Source organism: Saccharomonospora azurea NA-128, from assembly GCF_000231055.2.
Lineage (GTDB): Bacteria > Actinomycetota > Actinomycetes > Mycobacteriales > Pseudonocardiaceae > Saccharomonospora > Saccharomonospora azurea.
Genome location: NZ_CM001466.1, coordinates 1,847,148 through 1,864,021, shown reverse-complemented (window position 1 = coordinate 1,864,021; position 16,874 = coordinate 1,847,148). Strand labels below are relative to the sequence as shown.

General features: G+C 71.5%; 13 protein-coding genes and 1 pseudogene. 8 read left to right on the top strand and 6 right to left on the bottom strand.

Annotated elements, in window-relative coordinates; translation table 11 throughout:
• A partial coding sequence (locus tag SACAZDRAFT_RS08430; protein WP_005440548.1) for a cation-translocating P-type ATPase occupies positions 1–3,491 on the top strand: 3,491 nt, incomplete at its 5' end.
• A gap of 37 nt (positions 3,492–3,528) precedes the next feature.
• Here SACAZDRAFT_RS08430 and SACAZDRAFT_RS08425 read toward each other — a convergent pair.
• From SACAZDRAFT_RS08425 to SACAZDRAFT_RS08415, 3 genes are read right to left on the bottom strand one after another with little or no spacing between them, the layout of a single operon-like run.
• A complete protein-coding gene (locus SACAZDRAFT_RS08425) occupies positions 3,529–4,230 on the bottom strand; it encodes a GntR family transcriptional regulator (RefSeq protein ID WP_005440547.1) in 702 nt (233 codons plus the stop codon).
• 2 nt (positions 4,231–4,232) lie between these two features.
• A complete protein-coding gene (locus tag SACAZDRAFT_RS08420; RefSeq protein WP_005440546.1) occupies positions 4,233–4,988 on the bottom strand; it encodes a maleate cis-trans isomerase family protein in 756 nt (251 codons plus the stop codon).
• A 44-nt stretch (positions 4,989–5,032) separates the two neighbouring features.
• Complete coding sequence (locus SACAZDRAFT_RS08415; RefSeq protein ID WP_005440545.1) at positions 5,033–5,782, bottom strand: maleate cis-trans isomerase family protein; 750 nt, start codon at positions 5,780–5,782, stop codon at positions 5,033–5,035.
• A 154-nt stretch (positions 5,783–5,936) separates the two neighbouring features.
• Between SACAZDRAFT_RS08415 and SACAZDRAFT_RS08410 the strand changes: the two genes are divergently transcribed.
• Positions 5,937–6,854 carry a D-2-hydroxyacid dehydrogenase gene (locus SACAZDRAFT_RS08410; protein WP_005440544.1) on the top strand — a complete coding sequence of 306 codons (918 nt, stop codon included), beginning with the start codon at positions 5,937–5,939 and terminating at the stop codon, positions 6,852–6,854.
• Positions 6,855–6,885: 31 nt separating this feature from the next.
• Entirely contained in the window at positions 6,886–8,292 is a 1,407-nt protein-coding gene (locus SACAZDRAFT_RS08405; protein WP_005440543.1) for an amidase, read from the top strand.
• Here the strand turns inward: SACAZDRAFT_RS08405 and SACAZDRAFT_RS08400 are convergent.
• From SACAZDRAFT_RS08400 to SACAZDRAFT_RS08390, 3 genes are all read right to left on the bottom strand, one after another.
• Positions 8,249–9,496, bottom strand: a complete 1,248-nt coding sequence (locus SACAZDRAFT_RS08400) for an MFS transporter (RefSeq protein ID WP_005440542.1) — start codon at positions 9,494–9,496, stop codon at positions 8,249–8,251. The two genes, SACAZDRAFT_RS08405 and SACAZDRAFT_RS08400, sit on opposite strands and share 44 nt — an antisense overlap.
• On the bottom strand, positions 9,493–10,011 hold the full coding sequence (locus SACAZDRAFT_RS08395) for an ArsR/SmtB family transcription factor (RefSeq protein ID WP_005440541.1): 519 nt from the start codon (positions 10,009–10,011) through the stop codon (positions 9,493–9,495). The genes SACAZDRAFT_RS08400 and SACAZDRAFT_RS08395 overlap by 4 nt, the downstream gene beginning before the upstream one ends.
• A gap of 157 nt (positions 10,012–10,168) precedes the next feature.
• Positions 10,169–11,536: a WS/DGAT/MGAT family O-acyltransferase gene (locus SACAZDRAFT_RS08390; RefSeq protein WP_005440540.1), complete on the bottom strand. Its 1,368-nt coding sequence runs from the start codon at positions 11,534–11,536 to the stop codon at positions 10,169–10,171.
• Positions 11,537–11,580: 44 nt separating this feature from the next.
• Here SACAZDRAFT_RS08390 and SACAZDRAFT_RS08385 point away from each other — a divergent pair, with 44 nt between their 5' ends.
• The 5 genes and pseudogenes from SACAZDRAFT_RS08385 to SACAZDRAFT_RS23205 all read left to right on the top strand — a co-directional run.
• Entirely contained in the window at positions 11,581–12,582 is a 1,002-nt protein-coding gene (locus tag SACAZDRAFT_RS08385; RefSeq protein WP_005440539.1) for a glutathione S-transferase family protein, read from the top strand.
• Between the two features lie 21 nt (positions 12,583–12,603).
• Complete coding sequence (locus tag SACAZDRAFT_RS08380) at positions 12,604–14,277, top strand: thiamine pyrophosphate-binding protein (RefSeq protein WP_005440538.1); 1,674 nt, start codon at positions 12,604–12,606, stop codon at positions 14,275–14,277.
• A 54-nt stretch (positions 14,278–14,331) separates the two neighbouring features.
• Positions 14,332–14,781, top strand: coding sequence for a CoA-binding protein (locus SACAZDRAFT_RS08375; protein ID WP_005440537.1), 450 nt, complete (start codon positions 14,332–14,334; stop codon positions 14,779–14,781).
• An 87-nt stretch (positions 14,782–14,868) separates the two neighbouring features.
• On the top strand, positions 14,869–16,002 hold the full coding sequence (locus SACAZDRAFT_RS08370; RefSeq protein WP_005440536.1) for an MFS transporter: 1,134 nt from the start codon (positions 14,869–14,871) through the stop codon (positions 16,000–16,002).
• 527 nt (positions 16,003–16,529) lie between these two features.
• Positions 16,530–16,874: pseudogene (locus SACAZDRAFT_RS23205) on the top strand (transglycosylase SLT domain-containing protein); the annotation flags it as partial.

Below are 16,874 nucleotides of genomic sequence, written 5' to 3'. Positions count from 1 at the left end.
TGGGCCTCGGCGCCGTCGTGGGGGCGTCGGCGACACCGTTCCTGGGGCTGCGCAACGGGGTGGCGCTCGGGCTCGCGACCCTGCCGAAGTCCGTCGAGACGAGCAGGGCGGCCTTCGGCAGTGCGCTCGGCACGGCGATCGCCCGGCGTGGCGCGATCGTCATGGAACGCTCGGCATTGCGGAAGATGGACACCATCGACGTCGTCGTCGTCGACACGAAGGGGTTGCGGACCGGCTCGTGGGCGATGTCGGCTCTGGTGCCCGTGGGCGGAGCCGACAGGAAGACGATCGCCGAGGTGGCGTGGCGGCTGTTCTCGTCGGCCGACCCCGACGGCACGGCGGAGGAGGGCGAGTGGTGGCTCGGGCCGATCGACGGCCGCGAGCTCACGGGGCCGCACGGTGCGGAGGAGGTCGCCGCGGTCCGCCGCCAGGGTGTGGACCAGGTGCTGGGACTCGGTCGTGGCCGGCGGTTGCAGGCGGTGGCCGGGCTGAGCCCGGAGTCGCTGCCGAACACCGAACTGCTCTCCGTGACCGCACAGCGCAGCGGCGTTCCCGTCCACGAGACCGACGATCCCCGCACGACCGTGCGCGAGTTGCAGGAGAGCGGCCACCGGGTGCTGGTGGTCTCGAACTCCCGGCGAGCGTTGTCCGTGGCCGACTGCGGTGTGGGGGTGTACGCGCACGGGGAGCGGCCGCCGTGGGGCGCGCACGTCCTGGTGGGGGCCGATCTCGTCACCGCCGCGGTGCTGATCGAGGCCGTCGGGGTCATGAAGACGGTGACGACCCACAGCATCCGCATCGCCCAGGCGTCGTCCGCGGTGGGCATGATCTCGGTGCTGCGGGGCGGGGTCACGAACCCGACCACGCGTGCGCAACGGCCGTTGAACGCGGGTGCGGCCATCGCGTTGTTCAACGCGCGGCGCCACGCGTTGCGCCTGAGGGAGCCGAGCCGTGCGGAGGCGGTCGGATCCAGGGCGATGCCGTGGCACATGATGCCCGTGTCCGCGGTGCGCGACCGGCTCGGCTGCGGTGAGTCCGGACTGAGCGAGGCGGAGGTCCGGCGCCGAGCCGCCGCGGTGAGGAGGCCGAGCTCCGGTGGGACGACCCTGGGCAGCGCGTTCATGGCCGAGTTGGCGAACCCCCTCACGCCGGTCATGGCCGGAGGCGCGGCGGTCGCCGCGGCGGTGGGCTCGCCCGTGGACGCGGCACTCGTCGTGGCCGTCGTCGGGCTCTCCGCGTTGATCGGCGGTCTGCAGCAGGTGCGCGCGGAGCGGGAGCTGGCCGAGCTGTTGAGCCGGTCGGCGGTGGGTGCCGTGGTCGTGCGGGAGGGCCAGGAGCGCACCCTCACCGCCGACGAACTCGTGCCCGGCGACCTGGTGGTGCTGACGGCGGGCGACGTGGTGCCCGCGGACTGCAGGCTCGTGGAGTCCTCGGGGCTGGAGGTCGACGAGTCGTCGCTGACCGGAGAGTCGCTGCCCGTGGCCAAGGACGCCGCACCCGTCGTGGCGTCGGAGGTCGCGGAGCGGTCGTCGATGGTCTACGAGGGCACGACCGTGGCCGCGGGCCGGGCCACCGCGGCGGTGGTGGCCGTCGGCGACGACACCGAGGCCGGGCGCAGCATGGCCATCGCGCGCGAGGGTGCCCCCACCACCGGTGTGGAGTCACGGCTGACCGAGCTGACCGAGAAGAGCCTGCCCCTCGCCGCGGGGTCGGCGGCGGCGGTGGCGGGAGCCGGGCTCCTGCGGGGTGTCCCCCTGCGCGACAGCCTGGGCGCGGCGGTCAACCTCGCGATCGCGTCGGTCCCGGAGGGACTGCCGTTCATGGTCAACGCCGCGCAACTGGCGGCGGCGCGGAGGCTGGCCGAACACCGCGCTCTGGTGCGCAATCCGCGCAGCATCGAGGCGCTCGGCCGCGTCGACGTCCTCTGCTTCGACAAGACGGGAACGCTCACGGAGGGGCGGCTCACCGTCAGCGAGATCGACGACGGGCGCGCGGCGTCCCAGCCGAAGTCCTTCGAGCGGGACACGTCGTTGCGCACCGTGCTCGCGGCGGCGTTGCGTGCCACGCCGCACGCCGACTCGCCCGAGGAACTGCGGCATGCCACCGACCGGGCGGTCGCCGAAGCCGGGGCGCGGTGGGGCGTGGCCCGCAACGCCACCGCCACCGGTGCCTCCGGGTGGGAGGAGCTCGCCACCATGCCGTTCGAGTCGTCGCGCGGCCTGCACGCGACTCTCGGCCGCACCCACGAGGGTCTGCTGCTCAGCGTCAAAGGTGCTCCGGAAGAGGTGCTGTCCCGCTGCGAGGTCGGGGGCAAGGCACGCAAACGCCTCGCCGGGCGGGTTCGCGAGCTGGCCGGTTCCGGCCGGCGCGTGCTCGCCGTCGCGGAACGACCGCTGGACGAGCCGATCGACCTGGAGAACCTCGACGAGGTGCAAGGGTTGACGTTCCGGGGTTTCCTCGCGATCGCCGATCCGGTCCGCGACAGCGCCGCCCCGGCCGCGGCCAAGCTCCGTGAAGCGGGCGTGCAGATCGTGATGCTCACCGGCGATCACCCCGCGACGGGCGGCGCGATCGCCGCGGAGATCAACGGGCACCACGACCTCAAGATCGTCACCGGTGCGGACCTCGACGAGCTGGACGACGACGGGCTGCGCGCGCTGCTTCCCGGTGTCGACGTGATCGCCCGCTGCACACCGGCCCACAAGGTGCGCATCGTCGAGGCGTATCGGGCGCTGGGCAAGACGGTGGCGATGACGGGTGACGGGGCCAACGACGCGCCCGCCATCCGGCTGGCCGACGTCGGGATCGCGCTGGGAGGGCGCGGCACACCCGCCGCGCGCGCCGCCGCCGACCTCGTCGTCACCGACGACCGCCTCGAAACGATCATCGCGGCGCTGGTGGAGGGCCGCGCGATGTGGGCGTCGGTGCGCCTGGCCCTGGGGGTGCTGCTCGGCGGCAACCTCGGCGAGATGGCCTTCACGATCCTCGGCTCGGTCGTGACCGGACGCTCGCCGCTCAACGCCCGCCAGCTGCTGCTCGTGAACATGCTGACCGACCTCGCGCCGTCGATGGCGATCGCGCTGCGCCGACCCGACGACAGCAGCGTGGAGGACTCGTTGCGGGAAGGTCCGGAGAGTTCGCTGGGCAGGCGGCTCTACCGGGACATCGGGGTGCGCGCGGGCACGACCGCGGTGGGCGCGACGGCGGCGTGGACCCTGGCCCGGTTCACCGGACGCCGGCGCAGGGCGGGCACCGTGGGGCTCGCCGCGCTCGTGGCGACCCAGCTCGGGCAGACGCTCGTGACCGGCCGTCGCAATCCCTCGGTGGTGCTCGCCGGGGTCGGCTCCGCCGCCGTGCTGGCGGCGGTGATCCAGACACCCGGGCTGAGCCACTTCTTCGGGTGCACGCCGTTGGGGCCGCTGGGGTGGGGCATCGCGTTGGGCAGCGCCACCGCCGCGACGGCGACCGGTGCGATCGCGGGGCTCAACTAGGCCGGATCGCGCGCGGTGTCCGGCCGCCGAGACGTGCTCACTCCTGCGTCGACGGCTTCGTCACCAGGGTCCTGTCGGGCGCCAGCCGGCGTACGGCGTCCTCCATGTGCGCTTCCAACAGTGTGATCAGCAGCTCTTCGTCGCCGCGTCGCAGGGCCTCGATGATGCGGTTGTGTTCGGCGACCCGCTCGTCCGCACGCTGGGAGTTGCGCCGGTACGTGTGCTGCAGCGCCGACAGGCACATCCGCGTCTCGATGAGCAACGTGCTGGCCATGCGCACGAGACGCCTGCTGCCGGAGGCCTCGATGAGCGTCTCGTGGAACGTCAGATCGGCTTCGATGAGCGCGGTCGGATCGTTCTGCTCGTCGGCCTCGGCCATGGTGGTGACCGCCTTCGCCAGCTCGTCGGCGACCTGCTCGCGGTGCGGACCGCGCACCACGCGTTGGGCCGCCGCCCGCTCGATGGCCGACCGCGCCCAGTAGATGTCGTGGACGTCGTCGGGTTCGAGGTCGATCACGAACAGGCCGCGGTGGGGCTCGCTGCGCAGCAGCCCCTCCGACACCAGCCGCTGCATGGCCTCCCGCAGCGGCCCGCGCGACACCTCGAAACGCGATGCCAGCTCCGTCTCCCCGAGTTGCGTCCCCGGCGGAAGGGCGCCGTTCATGATCGCGTCTCGGAGCTGTCGGGCGATGATCGACGCCGTCGACTCCCTGCTGACGGGTGCGATGTCGGCCAGCATGGCTACATGCCTTTCCTTCGGAACAGGGTGCCCAGGCCGGGCACGGCGGGGGAGGTGTCGAGCGCTCCGACGAGCCGGAGCCCCTCCCACACGGTCACCTGGTTGGCGGTCAGGACGGGTTTGCCGAGGCGGTGTTCGAGCGCGTCGATCAGAGCGAGGGTGCGCATGGCCGTGTCGGGGACGAGCACCGCGTCGGCATCGTCGTGGTCGCGGCTCGCGATCAGCTCCACCACGTCGTCGGGGGAGAGCCGACCCACCTCGGCCGCCGTGACGATATCGGCACTCGACAGGCCGACGACCTCCACGCCACCGCGGCCGAGGAAGTCGGCGAAGAGTGTGGCGACGTCGTCGGGGTAGCTCGCGGCGACGGCCACCGTGCGCACGCCCAGAGCCTCGGCGGCGCGGACGAATGCGAAGGACGTGCTGGAGGCGGGGCGTCCGCCGGCCGACGCGGAGAGCGCGGCCACCTGCTCGTGAGCGCCGTCCCAGCCGTACACGAAGCTGCCGCTCGTGCAGGCCCACACGACCGCCGCGGGGTCGTGGAAAGCGAGTTTGCCCGCGCCTTCCGCGAGGCGGGCCGGGCTGCCGAGGTCGAGCAGCTCGGGCACCGCGTGCAGGTCGGTGCCGTAGATGTGTTCCACCGCGAGTCGGGCCGTGCCGCCGAGCAGTTTCTCGGCGTAGGGGTAGTCGTCCTCGGCGGCGTGGTCCGGGTAGATGAAACCGACCGACACGGCCGCGTCCTGCTGGCTGGGTGACAACGGGCACCTCCTGACGCGGATTGTTGACAATCCTACTGGAAGAATCAGGACACTTCGCGCAGCCATCGGCCGGGGCCCACGATCGGCAGGCCCATCCGCCGCAGGCAGGCCCACATCGTGAGCTGGTTCGCGGTGAGGACCGGCTTCTGCAGCGCGGCCTCCAACGGCTCGATGACGTCGTAGGTGGGGAGATTCGTGCAACTGATGAAGATCGCCTCGGCGGCGGAGTGATCCGCGGCGAGAATGTGCTCGACGATCGTCCGGTAGCCGACCTTCCAGATGCCACCGCCGAGGCCGAGGTGGTCGCTGGCCACGGTGTCGACGTCCAGCTCCTGCAGGAAGTCGTGCAGTCGCGCGGTGAGATCGGCGTCGTAGGGCGTGAGCACGGAGATCCGGCGCAGGTCGAGCTGCCGCAGCACCTCGGCGAGTGCTCCGGACGTGGTGACGGCCTCGGCCGCACCCGCGTCGCAGATGACCTTGCGCAGTGACCGCTCGGCGTCGACCCCGTTCACGAAGCTGCCCGACGTGCACAGGTAGGCGACGACCTCGGGCTCGACGTGGAGGACGTCGCGGGTGGCGGCCGCGAGGTGCGCCGAGTTGCTGACCAGGTGCGCCATCTCCATGCTGACGGGCACCGGCTCGTACGGGGTACGGGCGAGGTGAAGCGAGACCTCCATGGGTACCCAGCGCCAGAGCTCCCGTTCGAGTGCGAGGTCGAACGGGGCGATCACGCCGATACCGCGCTGCGCGAGTGGGCCGTCGAAGGAGGGGAAGTCCAGTGCTGCGAAATCCAAGGGTCGACCTCCGACGGCGTCATTGCATGAAGGGGTCTCCGGGGGGACTCCTCGGATTGTTGACAATCATACGACTGCCTCATACCGTGTCAACGTGAGTGGCACGGATCGTCCGGTTCTCGCCGTTTTGTGCGGCGACCAGCGTCCCCCGGACATGGAACCCATCGAACGGGCGGCAACGGTTCGTTACGCCGCCGCCGCCGACCTTCCCGACGCCCTACGCGGTGCGGACGCGCTGTTCGTCTACGACTTCCTCTCCCGGGCGTTGCCCTCGGCGTGGCCCGCGGCCGACACGCTCGGCTGGGTGCACATCGCCAGCGCGGGCGTGGACCCGGTGATGTTCCCGGAACTGCGCGACAGCGACGTCGTGCTCACCAACTCGCGAGGGGTCTTCGACGCCGCGATCGCGGAGTACGTCCTCGGCCTGGTCATCGCGTTCGCCAAGGACTTCGCCGGTTCGCTGCGCCTGCAACAGCAACGCACGTGGCGGCATCGCGAGACCGAACGCGTCGCCGGCACCTCGGCGCTCGTCGTCGGAACCGGGCCGATCGGCCGGGCCGTCGCCCGCCTGCTGCGGGCCGTGGGCATGTCGGTCGCCGGGGCGGGACGTCGAGCCCGGCGGGACGACCCGGACTTCGGCACCGTGGTCTCCTCGGCGGAGCTCACCGACCACGTCGCCGACGTCGACGTCGTGGTGGCCGTGGCACCGCTGACGGAGCAGACCAAGGGCATGTTCGACGCGCGCGCGTTCGCCGCCATGAAGCCGGGGTCCCGGTTCGTCAATGTCGGACGGGGCGAGCTGATGGTGACCGACGACCTCGTGTCGGCGTTGCGCAGCGGCCACCTCTCCGCGGCGGCGCTCGACGTGTTCGAGCAGGAGCCACTGCCGCCTGAAAGTCCGCTGTGGACGATGGAGAACGTCCTGATCTCCGCGCACATGTCCGGCGACGTCGTGGGCTGGCGGGACGCGCTCGTCGAGGTCTTCGCCGACAACTTCGCTCGGTGGTGCGAGGGCAGACCGCTGCGCAACGTCGTCGACAAGCGCCTCGGCTATGTACCCTCGATGAGCTGAGGCGCCGTCGCCGACGAGGACGAGGAGAGTCATGTCGAGCATGTCGATGCTGACCGCGAGCGAACTCGTCGCGGCCTACTCGTCCCGGGAACTGTCACCTGTGGAGGCCACTCGCGCCTCCCTCGACGTGATCGCCGAACGCGACACCGACTACCGCGCCTTCACGCTCGTCGATCCCGAGGTCGCGCTCGACGCTGCCCGCAGCTCCGAGGAACGGTGGCTCCAGGGCAACCCGATCGGCTGGCTAGACGGTGTCCCGTCGTCGCTCAAGGACCTGTTCCTCACCCAGGGCTGGCCCACGCTGCGCGGCTCGCTGTGCATCGACCGCGACCAGGCGTGGCAGGTCGACAGCCCCGTCACCGCGCGCATGCGCGAGCACGGTCTGGTGCTGCTCGGCAAGACCACCACCCCGGAACTGGGATGGAAGGCCGTGACCGACAGCCCGCTCGACGGCATCACGCGCAATCCGTGGAACCCCGCGTTGACGCCCGGCGGGTCGAGCGGCGGAAGTGCCGTGGCGCTCGCGACCGGCATGGGCGAGCTGTCCGTCGGCACCGACGGAGGTGGATCGGTGCGCATTCCCGCGTCGTTCTGCGGCGTCGTCGGCTTCAAACCCACCGGAGGCCGCATCCCGCTGTACCCGGCGAGTCCTTTCGGTGCCCTCGCGCACGCGGGACCGATGGCCCGCTCCGTGGACGACGTGGCGCTGCTGCTCGACGTGCTCGCCGCACCCGACCACCGCGACCCGGCCGCGCTGCCGCCCCCACCCGGCACCTACCGCGAGGCGGTGCGTCGCGACGTGCGCGGCCTGCGCGTGGCGTACTCGGCCGACCTCGGCTACGTCGACGTCGACCCGGAGATCGCGCAGATCGTGGTGTCGGTCGTCGCGAAGCTGAGTGAGGCCGGACTGACGGTCGAGGACGCCGACCCCGGTTTCACCGACCCGGCCGACGCGTTCGAGGTGCTGTGGTCGACGGGAGCCGCGAAATGGCTCGACTCGTTCCCCCCGGACTCCGAGGACCGCGTCGACCCGGGTCTGCGCGAGGTGTGGGCACGGGGACGCACCTACTCCGCGAGCGACTACCTCGACGCGACCGCCGAACGGGCCACGCTGGGCATCCACATGGGAGAGTTCCACACGCGCTACGACCTGCTGATCACGCCCACGATGCCGATCAAACCCTTCGAGGTGGGGCACGACGTGCCGCCGGGCAGCGGCTACGAGAGCTGGCCGCAGTGGACGCGCTTCACGTACCCGTTCAACCTCACCCAGCAGCCCGCGATCACCGTGCCCGCGGGCTTCACGTCGGACCGCCTGCCCGTGGGGTTGCAGATCGTGGGGCCGCGTCACTCCGACGACCTCGTGCTGGCGGTGGCGAGGTTGGTCGAGGAGATCAACCCGTGGCCGACCGATCGACCGGCGGGTCTTCGGGGCTGACCCGGCGCTCCAGTGACCGCACGTCACGGCTGAGGAGCGCGAGGCCCGTGGTCAGCACGAGGAGGACGGCGCCGCCGATCAACGTGGCCTGCTCGCCGAACCGCTCGGCGAGCGGCCCGGCCGCCACCTGCCCCAAGGGGAGCGCGACGAACCCGGCGAGCATGTCGTAGGAATACACCCGAGCGAGGACGTTCTCGTCGATGTTCTCCTGCAGCGACAGGTCCCAGGACACCACGAACTGCTCGACGGCGATCCCGGCCGCGAACATCGCCGCGACCAGCAGCACGAGGTTCGGAGATTGCGCGAGAACCACCAGGGGAACGGCCTCGACCGCGATGAGGGCGACCCCCACGGCGAGGGCACGCCGAGGCCGCAGCCGCGCGGCGACGATGCCTCCGACGAGCGCCCCGGCCATGTTCGCGGCCATGACGACACCCCAGGCCGCACGGCCGATGGTCTGGTCCGCGACCACCGGCCCGAGGACCGCCACACACCCGGCGAGGACGGCGTTGACGATCATGAATTGCGTCGCCACGAGCCAGACCCAGCGCCGCGAGACGAACTCCCGCCAGCCCGCCTTCAGCTCGGCCAGCGGCGTCGACGTCCGGTCCGGTCGGGTGGCGCCGACGCGAACACCGCGATAGCTCAGCGCGGCCAGGAGGAAGAGAACGGTGTTGGCCCCCATCGCCCAGCCGGGGCCGGACACCCCGACCACGGCGCCCCCGGCGGCCGCCCCGGTGATCCGGCCGGTGTTGGCTCCGACCCGGACCAGCGCGTTGGCCTGGGTCAGCAGGCCGGAGGGAACGGTCTGCGGGGTGGAAGAGGCGGCGGCGGGCAGCGACATCGCGGCGAGCGCGCCGTTCACCACGCTGAGCACGAGCAGCAGGGGTACCGTCGCGAACTCCCCGAGCACCGCCGCCGCGAGCAGCGCCTGGCTGGCCGCCGCCCCCAGTTCGGTGCCCTGCAGGATCACCGCGCGGGGCAGGCGGTCGGCGAGGACACCGCCGAAGAGCACCAGCACCACGTTCGCCACCGAGCGGGCGGCGACGACGAGTCCCAGCATCGCCGCGGAACCGGTGAGGTCCAGCACCGCGAACGCGAGTGCGACGGGAGCGACGGCGTTCGCGGTCTCGGCGGCGGTCCTGCCCAGGAACAGGTTGCGGAAGGCGGTGTGACCCAGCGGAGCTCGCAGCGGCGCGCTCACTGGTCGGCCATCGGGAACAGCGCGACGGTGGCGTTGACGTGGCGAGTACCGGGGGCGCGGGGAGCCTTCGCCGCGTCGTGCAGCTCTTTCGCGATCTCGTGGGCCTTCTCGACCGCGCGTCGCCACGTCTGCTCGTCGACCCACAGTTCGGCGTCGGTCAGGCTGCCTCGCTCGCTCGTGTCCAGCGCGTCGGACCTGCGGTGCAGTTCCCGCGCCATGGCGGTGATGAACACCCGCTCCTCGTCCCGGGTGCGTTCGGTGAAGTCCGGCCCACTCTCCGGACAGTGGCGGTAGCGCTTGGCCCGGCCGCCGCGGATGCGGACCTCCGCCTCGACGTCGAGGAGGCCTGCGGCGTGCAGGCGGCGGAGGTGGTAGCTGACGTTGGCCTGGGTCTCGCCGATCTCTCGGGCGATCTCGGCGGCGCTCATGGCCACGCCGGTGAGCAGGGACAGGATGCGAAGCCGCACCGGATGCGCCAGAACGCGCAGGTCGTCGAGCGAGGAGCCGTCCGTCATACGGCGCACTGTGGCACGAATCGCACCAACCGTCAAACACTTCTTTGGCAGTTGTCGTCGTGTCCGCGCCCTGCGTACGTGTGTTCGCGTCGCACGGTGCGGACACGCGTACGAGAAGTGCGGACACGCGTGCGGGAAGTGCGGACACGGGGTGGGGTTACAGCACGGCGCGTTCGAGGGCGTTCAGGCCGTCCTCCAGGTGGGTCAGGAGGCGTTGGAGGTGCGGCACGCTGCGGCGGCAGCCCGTGATGCCGACGTCCAGGGTGTCGCCGCTGGTGACGGTGGTGATGTTGAGGGCCAGCCCGTCCAGCAGCACCGATGCCGGGTACAGACCGTCGAGGCGGGCGCCGTTCCAGTACAGCCGGGTGCGCGGCCCCGGCACGTTGGAGATCACGACGTTGAACGCCGGGCGCGTGTGCGTGACGACTCCGGGCAGGGGCGCCACGGCGAACGGGGCGACGTTCAGCGCCGACAGCGCCAGTGCCTGCAGCGGCGACAGGTCGCCGAAGAGCTGTTTGCCGTCGGCCATGGCGCGGTGGATCACGGCGAGCCGGTCGGCGGGGTCGGCGATGGTGGTGCCGAGGTCGCACAGCAGCGCGCCGACGCGGTTGCCCGACGTCTCACCACCGGCACGGGGACGCAGGGACACGGGCACCATCGCCACCAGCGAGGTGTCCGGCAGGGCGTCGCGGTCGAGCAGGTACGTGCGCAGCGCGGCCGAGCACATCGCGAGCACCACGTCGTTGCGGGGGACACCCGCCGCGTGGGCGACGGCTCCGAGCCGTTCCCACTCCCACGACTGCGCGGCGAACCGCCGGGCACCGCCCACGGCGACGTTGAACATCGTTCTCGGCGCCTGCAGGGGGAGGGTGAGGCGGTGTTCGCGGAACGCCTCGCTCGCCACGCGGGCGGTCACGGGCGCCAGGCCGGCGAGATCGCCGAGCACCCGGCCGCCGGCACGCAGGAGCGCGAGCGGACGAGGACTGGGGCGGACGCGGTCGCGCGGTGGCCGCCGCGTGCCCCACGGGGGCGGGCAGTCGCGCGCGGCCGGGTCGTCGGTGAGCACGCTCTGGAGGTGGCGCAGCGCGGACACGCCGTCCATCAGCGCGTGGTGGATCTTGTTGTAGAACGCGAACCGGCCGTCGGCGAGGCCTTCGACGAGGTGGACCTCCCACAGCGGCCGGTGCCGGTCGAGAGGTGTGCTGTGCCAGCGCGACGTCAGTTCGAGCAGCTCGCGGATGCGTCCGGGGCTCGGGAGCGCGGAGTGCCGGAAGTGGTAGTCGAGTTCGAGGTTGGTGTCCTCGGTCCACGACAGGTAACCCAGGCTGTGCAGCGGGGTGGCGGGCCGGAGGCGGAACACGTCGCGGACATCGGAGTTGGTGAGCAGGTCCTCGCGCAGCAGCCGCAGGTAGTCGTCGCCCGCGTCAGGGGGCGGGGTGAACAGTGCGAGGCCCCCGACGTGCATGGGGTGCTCCCGGGTGTCGAGCGCGAGGAACATGGAGTCGGTCACCGGCATCGGTTTCATCTACTGCCCCGTTTCGTCGTGCCCGGCGTACTAGCGTCGACCCCATGGGCATCGAGACCGACCCGGAGACCGGGCAGTACCACCGCGCTCCCAATCACTTCGCCTCCCGCATCACCGCCGACGGCCGTGACGGCTGGCCGGTCGAGGCGGGCCGTTACCGCCTCGTCGTCAGTCGTGCGTGCCCGTGGGCCAGCCGCGCGCTCGTGGTGCGCCGGCTTCTCGGGCTGGAGCACGCGCTGTCGGTCGCGGTGGCCGACCCGATCCAGGACGAACGCAGTTGGCGGTTCACTCTGGATCCCGACGGCCGTGACCCCGTGCTCGGTATTCGTTTTCTCGGCGAGGCGTACGCCAAGGCCGATCCGGGCTACTCGGGCGGCATCAGCGTCCCCGCGATCGTGGACATACCCAGTGGGAAGGTCGTGACCAACGACTACCCGCAGATCACGCTCGATCTGTCGACGGAGTGGACCGCTCACCAACGTCCCGGTGCTCCGGACCTCTACCCGGAGCCGCTGCGGGCGGAGATCGACGAGGTGAACGCTGTCGTCCACGCCGATGTCAACGCGGCCGTGTACGAGGCGGGGTTCGCCACGAAGCAGGAGGCGTACGAGGAGGCGTACGACCGCCTGTTCGCGCGCCTCGACGCGCTGTCGGAGCGGCTGGCCACCCAGCGTTACCTGGTGGGTGACACGATCACGGAGGCGGACATCCGGCTGTTCACCACGCTCGTCCGGTTCGACGCCGTCTACCACGGTCACTTCAAGTGCAACCGCAACAAGCTGACCGAGCTGCCCGTGCTGTGGGCGTACGCGCGCGATCTGTTCCAGACGCCGGGGTTCGGCGACACGGTCGACTTCGACCACATCAAGCGGCACTACTACCAGGTGCACGGGGAGATCAACCCGACCCGCATCGTGCCCAAGGGGCCGGACCTGTCGCTGTGGGCCACACCCCACGGGCGGGAGGAACTCGGTGGACGGCCCTTCGGGGACGGCACTCCGCCGCCTCCACCTCCGGCTGAGGAGACCCTCCCGGCCCAGTGGTGACGAAGATCGTATCCTCGCCGCGTGTCGATCACCGGTGCGCACAGCCTCCTGAGGACCCTGGCCGAACTCGGGGTCGAAGCCGCCTTCGCGCTGCCCGGCACACACAGCCTGCCGCTCTGGGACGCCCTGGACGACCTCGGCGGTGACGTCGGGAGTCTCCGGTTGCTCGGCGTGCGCCACGAGCCGGCGGCCGCGCACGCCGCGGACGGCTACGCCCGGGTGACCGGAGGACTCGGCGTCGCCGTCGTGACCACGGGGCCCGGGGCGCTGGGCACGTTGCGTGCGCTCGGGGAGGCGGCTGCGTCGGCGTCGCCGGTGCTGCTGATCGCCACCGAGGCGCCCTCGACGCTGCGCACGCCCGGGCCCGGTTCCCTCGCCGAACACGGTGACCAGCGGGCGTTCTTCGCGTCACTGACGAAGGCGACGTTCGCGGTGGAACATCCCGACGACATCGCCGCCGTCGTGCGCCGGGCGGCGGAGACGGCCGTGCGACCGCGGAGCGGGCCCGTGTACGTGGGCGTTCCGGCGGACTTCCTCGGAGAGTCCGCCGAGCCGGTCACGGACGGTACCGACGGCGCCGCACTGCCATCGCTGACGGCTCCGCCCCTCTCGGCGGTGCCGGCGGAGGACATGGAGGCCGCACGGGCCGCACTGGTGGAGGCTCGGCGTCCGCTGATCTGGGCGGGCGGGGGTGCGCTGCGGTCGGGGGCGGGGGAGGCCATCGGCGTGCTCGCCGAGCGCCTCGCCGCGCCGATCGTCACCACGTTCGCCGCCCGGGGCATCGTGCCGCCGGACCATCCGTGCCTGGCCTCCAACCCGGTGCACGCGCCCGAGGTCGGGCTGCTGTGGGACGACGCCGACGTGGTGCTCGCGATCGGCACCGACTTCGACGGCGTGATGACGCGCGACGGGAGCATGCCGCAGCCGCCGGGGCTCATCGCGGTCAACGTCGACGCCGAGGGCGCGACGAAGCACTACCCGCCGGATCTGCTGTTGCTCGGCGACGCCCGGGAGGTCGTGGAGGAGCTGTCGCTCGGCATCCTGCCGAAGCCGGGGCTCGACGAGCTCACCCGCAGACTCGACGACATCGAGGTGAGGGTCCGCAGGCGAGTGCGCAAGGAGGAACCGCGCGCCGCCGAGTTCCTCGCCGCGCTGAAGGAGACGGTGCCCGAGGGCTCGGTGCTCGTCCCGGACACGTGCGTCGCGGGGTACTGGATTGGGAGCTTCTACCGCGTGTCCGGGCCGCGGGAGCTCGCGCTGCCGCTGGGCCGGGGCACCGTGGGGTTCGGGTTCCCCGCGTCGCTGGGCGTCGCGGCGGGAGGCGCGGTGCGGGCGGTGTGCGTGACGAGTGACGGCGCCTTCCTGACCGGGTGCGCCGAGCTCGCGACGGCGATCCAGGAGAAACTGCCCGTCACCGTGGTGATCGTCGACGACGGTCTGGGCCGCTACGCCTGCACCGACTCGGAGCAGTACGCGCAGTACCCCGCCGACCCGGTGACCGACTCCCTGACCGAGCTGGTGACGCCGGACTTCGTGGGGCTCGCCAAGTCGTTCGGGGTCCACGCCGACCGCGTCGACGGCTTCGGACGGGCGTTCCGGCGGCTGCTGCGCGAGTTCACCCGCTCCGACGAACCGAACGTGCTGGTGGTGAGCGCGCGCCTGCGCCCGCCACGCAAGACGTCGACGCGCTGGTAGCGACAGGCCTCCGGTGGTAACCGGACACACGGACCGACGAAGGGATCGATACGGATGACACCCACGGCGCAGCGCATCCTCACCGAGTTCGACTCGGTCGCGGTGGTGGGGCTCAGCCGGAACCCGGCGAAGGAGGCGCACACGGTGCCCGCCGCGATGCGGGCCGCCGGGTTCCGGATCATCCCGGTGAACCCGGTCGCCGAACCCGGAACCCGTGTGCTCGGCGAGCCCGTGTATCGCGATCTGGCCGAGGCGGTGAAGGCGGGCGAGACGATCCAGGTGGTGAACGTCTTCCGTCCCTCTCCCGAGGCGGCCGACGTGACCCGCGACGCGCTCCGGCACGGCGCTCGGGCGGTGTGGCTGCAGGAGGGCATCGTCTCGGCGGAGGCGCGAGCCCTCGCCGAGGAGGCGGGCGTGCTCTACGTGGAGGACGAGTGCATGGCCGTGGTGCGCGCCCGGCTCGGCATCGTCAAGGGCGGCGGGAGCACGAACAGCTTGGTGTGACGCTCGTCGCGCAGTAGGGTCGCCGACATGGCGAACCGATGTTGACCGACGCGACGGCAGCGCTCGACAGGACGTGACCGCGTCCTGGTGCGGCGCCTGCGATGGTGGGCGCTGCTCTCCGACGCCGTCCCGTTCTACCCGCTGTACGCGCTGCTGTTCGCCGACGTCGGCCTGTCGGACGCCCGGATCTCGTGGCTGTTCGTCGTCTGGTCGGTGGTCGGCATCCTCGCGGAGGTGCCCAGCGGCGCGTGGGCCGACCGGTTCTCCCACCGCGGTGCGATGGCGCTGGGAGGTCTCGCGCAGGCGTCGGCGTACGTGTTGTGGACGGCCTGGCCCGGGTTCACCTGCTTCGCTTACGGTTTCGCGCTCTGGGGGATCGGCGGTGCACTCGTCTCGGGTTCGGTGGAGGCGTTGTTGCACGACGGCCTCGCGGCCGCCGGTTCCGCCGACCGGTTCGGCCGGGTCCACGGGCAGCTCGACGCGCTGGAACTCGTGGCGAACGTGCCCGCCGCCGTGGCCGCCACCACTCTGTTCAGCGCGGGCGGATACCCACTGGTGGGCTGGGTCAGCGTCGCCGTCTGTGTCGGCGCGGCGCTGGTGGCGGCGGGTCTTCCCGAGCCCCCGCGTGCGCACGGCGCGGAGCGAGCGCCGGGCTCCTACGTCGGCGCGCTCCGCGAGGGCGCGCGCGAAGCGCTGACCGATCGCGCCGTCCGCGGCGCTGTCGCGGTCGTGGCCGTCCTGGGCGCGTTGGACGCGGTCGAGGAGTACTTCGGACTGCTCGCCGCCGACTGGGGTGTGCCGACGCGGTGGGTGCCGATGGTGTTGCCGGCCATCCCGCTCGCGGGAGCGCTCGGTGCCCTGGCGGCAGGTCGGTTCGTGCGCGTGAGGCCCACCACCCTGACGCTGTGGTTCGGGGTGGCGGTCGGTGTGTTCGCCGTCTCCGATGTGCTCGCCCAGGCGGGAAGTCTCGTGGGTGTCGCGGTGTTCTACGCCGGGTACCGCGGGGTGCTGGTGGTGGCGACCACGTGGCTGCAGGAGCGGGTGCGCGGAGGTGCTCGAGCGACCGTCACGTCGTTCGTCGGGCTCGGCACCGAGCTGGCCTGCCTCGTGGTCTACGCCGCCTGGGCGTGGGGACAGACGGCTGCCGTCGTCGGTTTGGCGGCGCTCGTCGCGGTGTTCCTACCGCGTGGACTGCGTCCGTCCCGTTCGCCGAGGCGGTGACCAGGCGTGGTCAGTCACCTCGGCGGAATCCGACACCGAGCGCGAGCGTATCGTCATGACACCGGTCACAAGGAGCAACCTTGTCGATTCGTGTTGTGGAATTCGATCGAGTATTCGCGACTCTGCGCTTCCTCTTCGGCTTGTTTCGGTATTCGAGTCCACGATTTCCGAGCTGATTGACCACGGTCGGTCAGGTGCTTCGCAAGGTGAACGAAAAGCGTCCTGGGGGTGCGGGAAGATCGTTGTTTTCCGGCGAGGGGCACTGAGAGTGAACGAGGTCATGTTCCAGCATCAGCGCAGGTCATGGGCGTAAAGCCGCACTGGATAAACCGTTCGGAGATCGACAAAACACGTCCGGACTGTGTTGCTGGTCACCCGTTGTCGATTTGGCCGTTGTCATTTCGTAATCTCGCACAGGTCTTCGCGGTTGGCCGAACCTTTCCCCCGAGGGGTCACCGTGAAGCGGCCGCCGGTCGAAGCCCCCGAACAGTACCGGCGGTACCTCAGCGAGAAGGAGATCCACGCAAGTGGCAAACCACAAGATGTTCGAGCGCGTGAAGCAGATCATCGCGCTGCAGGCCCCGACCCGAAACATCTCCACACCCGTGACGTCGTTCAGCCGGTCGGTGCGCGACGCCGCCCGCAGCTACGCCTCCGTCGGTGTGCTCGCTCTCTTCGTCACCGGGGTGGCGAGCCCCGCGGTACTGGCCGGCGCCGACGAGGAAGCGGCGACGAACGCCGCGGCGCACAACGCCGCCGTCGTCCAGGACGCCGGCGGCAGCGCCCAGGCCGCTGCGAAGAAGGAGGGCGACGGCCCCACCGGTGGCGGTGCTCCGGCCCCGAGGAGCGCCGACCCCGCGGTGGCGCACGAC

What these genes read in the sequence shown, in the direction of transcription:
- SACAZDRAFT_RS08425 (WP_005440547.1), bottom strand. Translation starts at nt 4,230, where the DNA reads ATGCTGGCCGACATCGCACCCGTCAGCAGGGAGTCGACGGCGTCGATC.
- SACAZDRAFT_RS08405 (WP_005440543.1), top strand. Translation starts at nt 6,886, where the DNA reads ATGTCGAGCATGTCGATGCTGACCGCGAGCGAACTCGTCGCGGCCTAC.
- SACAZDRAFT_RS08395 (WP_005440541.1), bottom strand. Translation starts at nt 10,011, where the DNA reads ATGACGGACGGCTCCTCGCTCGACGACCTGCGCGTTCTGGCGCATCCG.
- SACAZDRAFT_RS08410 (WP_005440544.1), top strand. Translation starts at nt 5,937, where the DNA reads ATGGAACCCATCGAACGGGCGGCAACGGTTCGTTACGCCGCCGCCGCC.
- SACAZDRAFT_RS08375 (WP_005440537.1), top strand. Translation starts at nt 14,332, where the DNA reads ATGACACCCACGGCGCAGCGCATCCTCACCGAGTTCGACTCGGTCGCG.
- SACAZDRAFT_RS08390 (WP_005440540.1), bottom strand. Translation starts at nt 11,536, where the DNA reads ATGAAACCGATGCCGGTGACCGACTCCATGTTCCTCGCGCTCGACACC.
- SACAZDRAFT_RS08385 (WP_005440539.1), top strand. Translation starts at nt 11,581, where the DNA reads ATGGGCATCGAGACCGACCCGGAGACCGGGCAGTACCACCGCGCTCCC.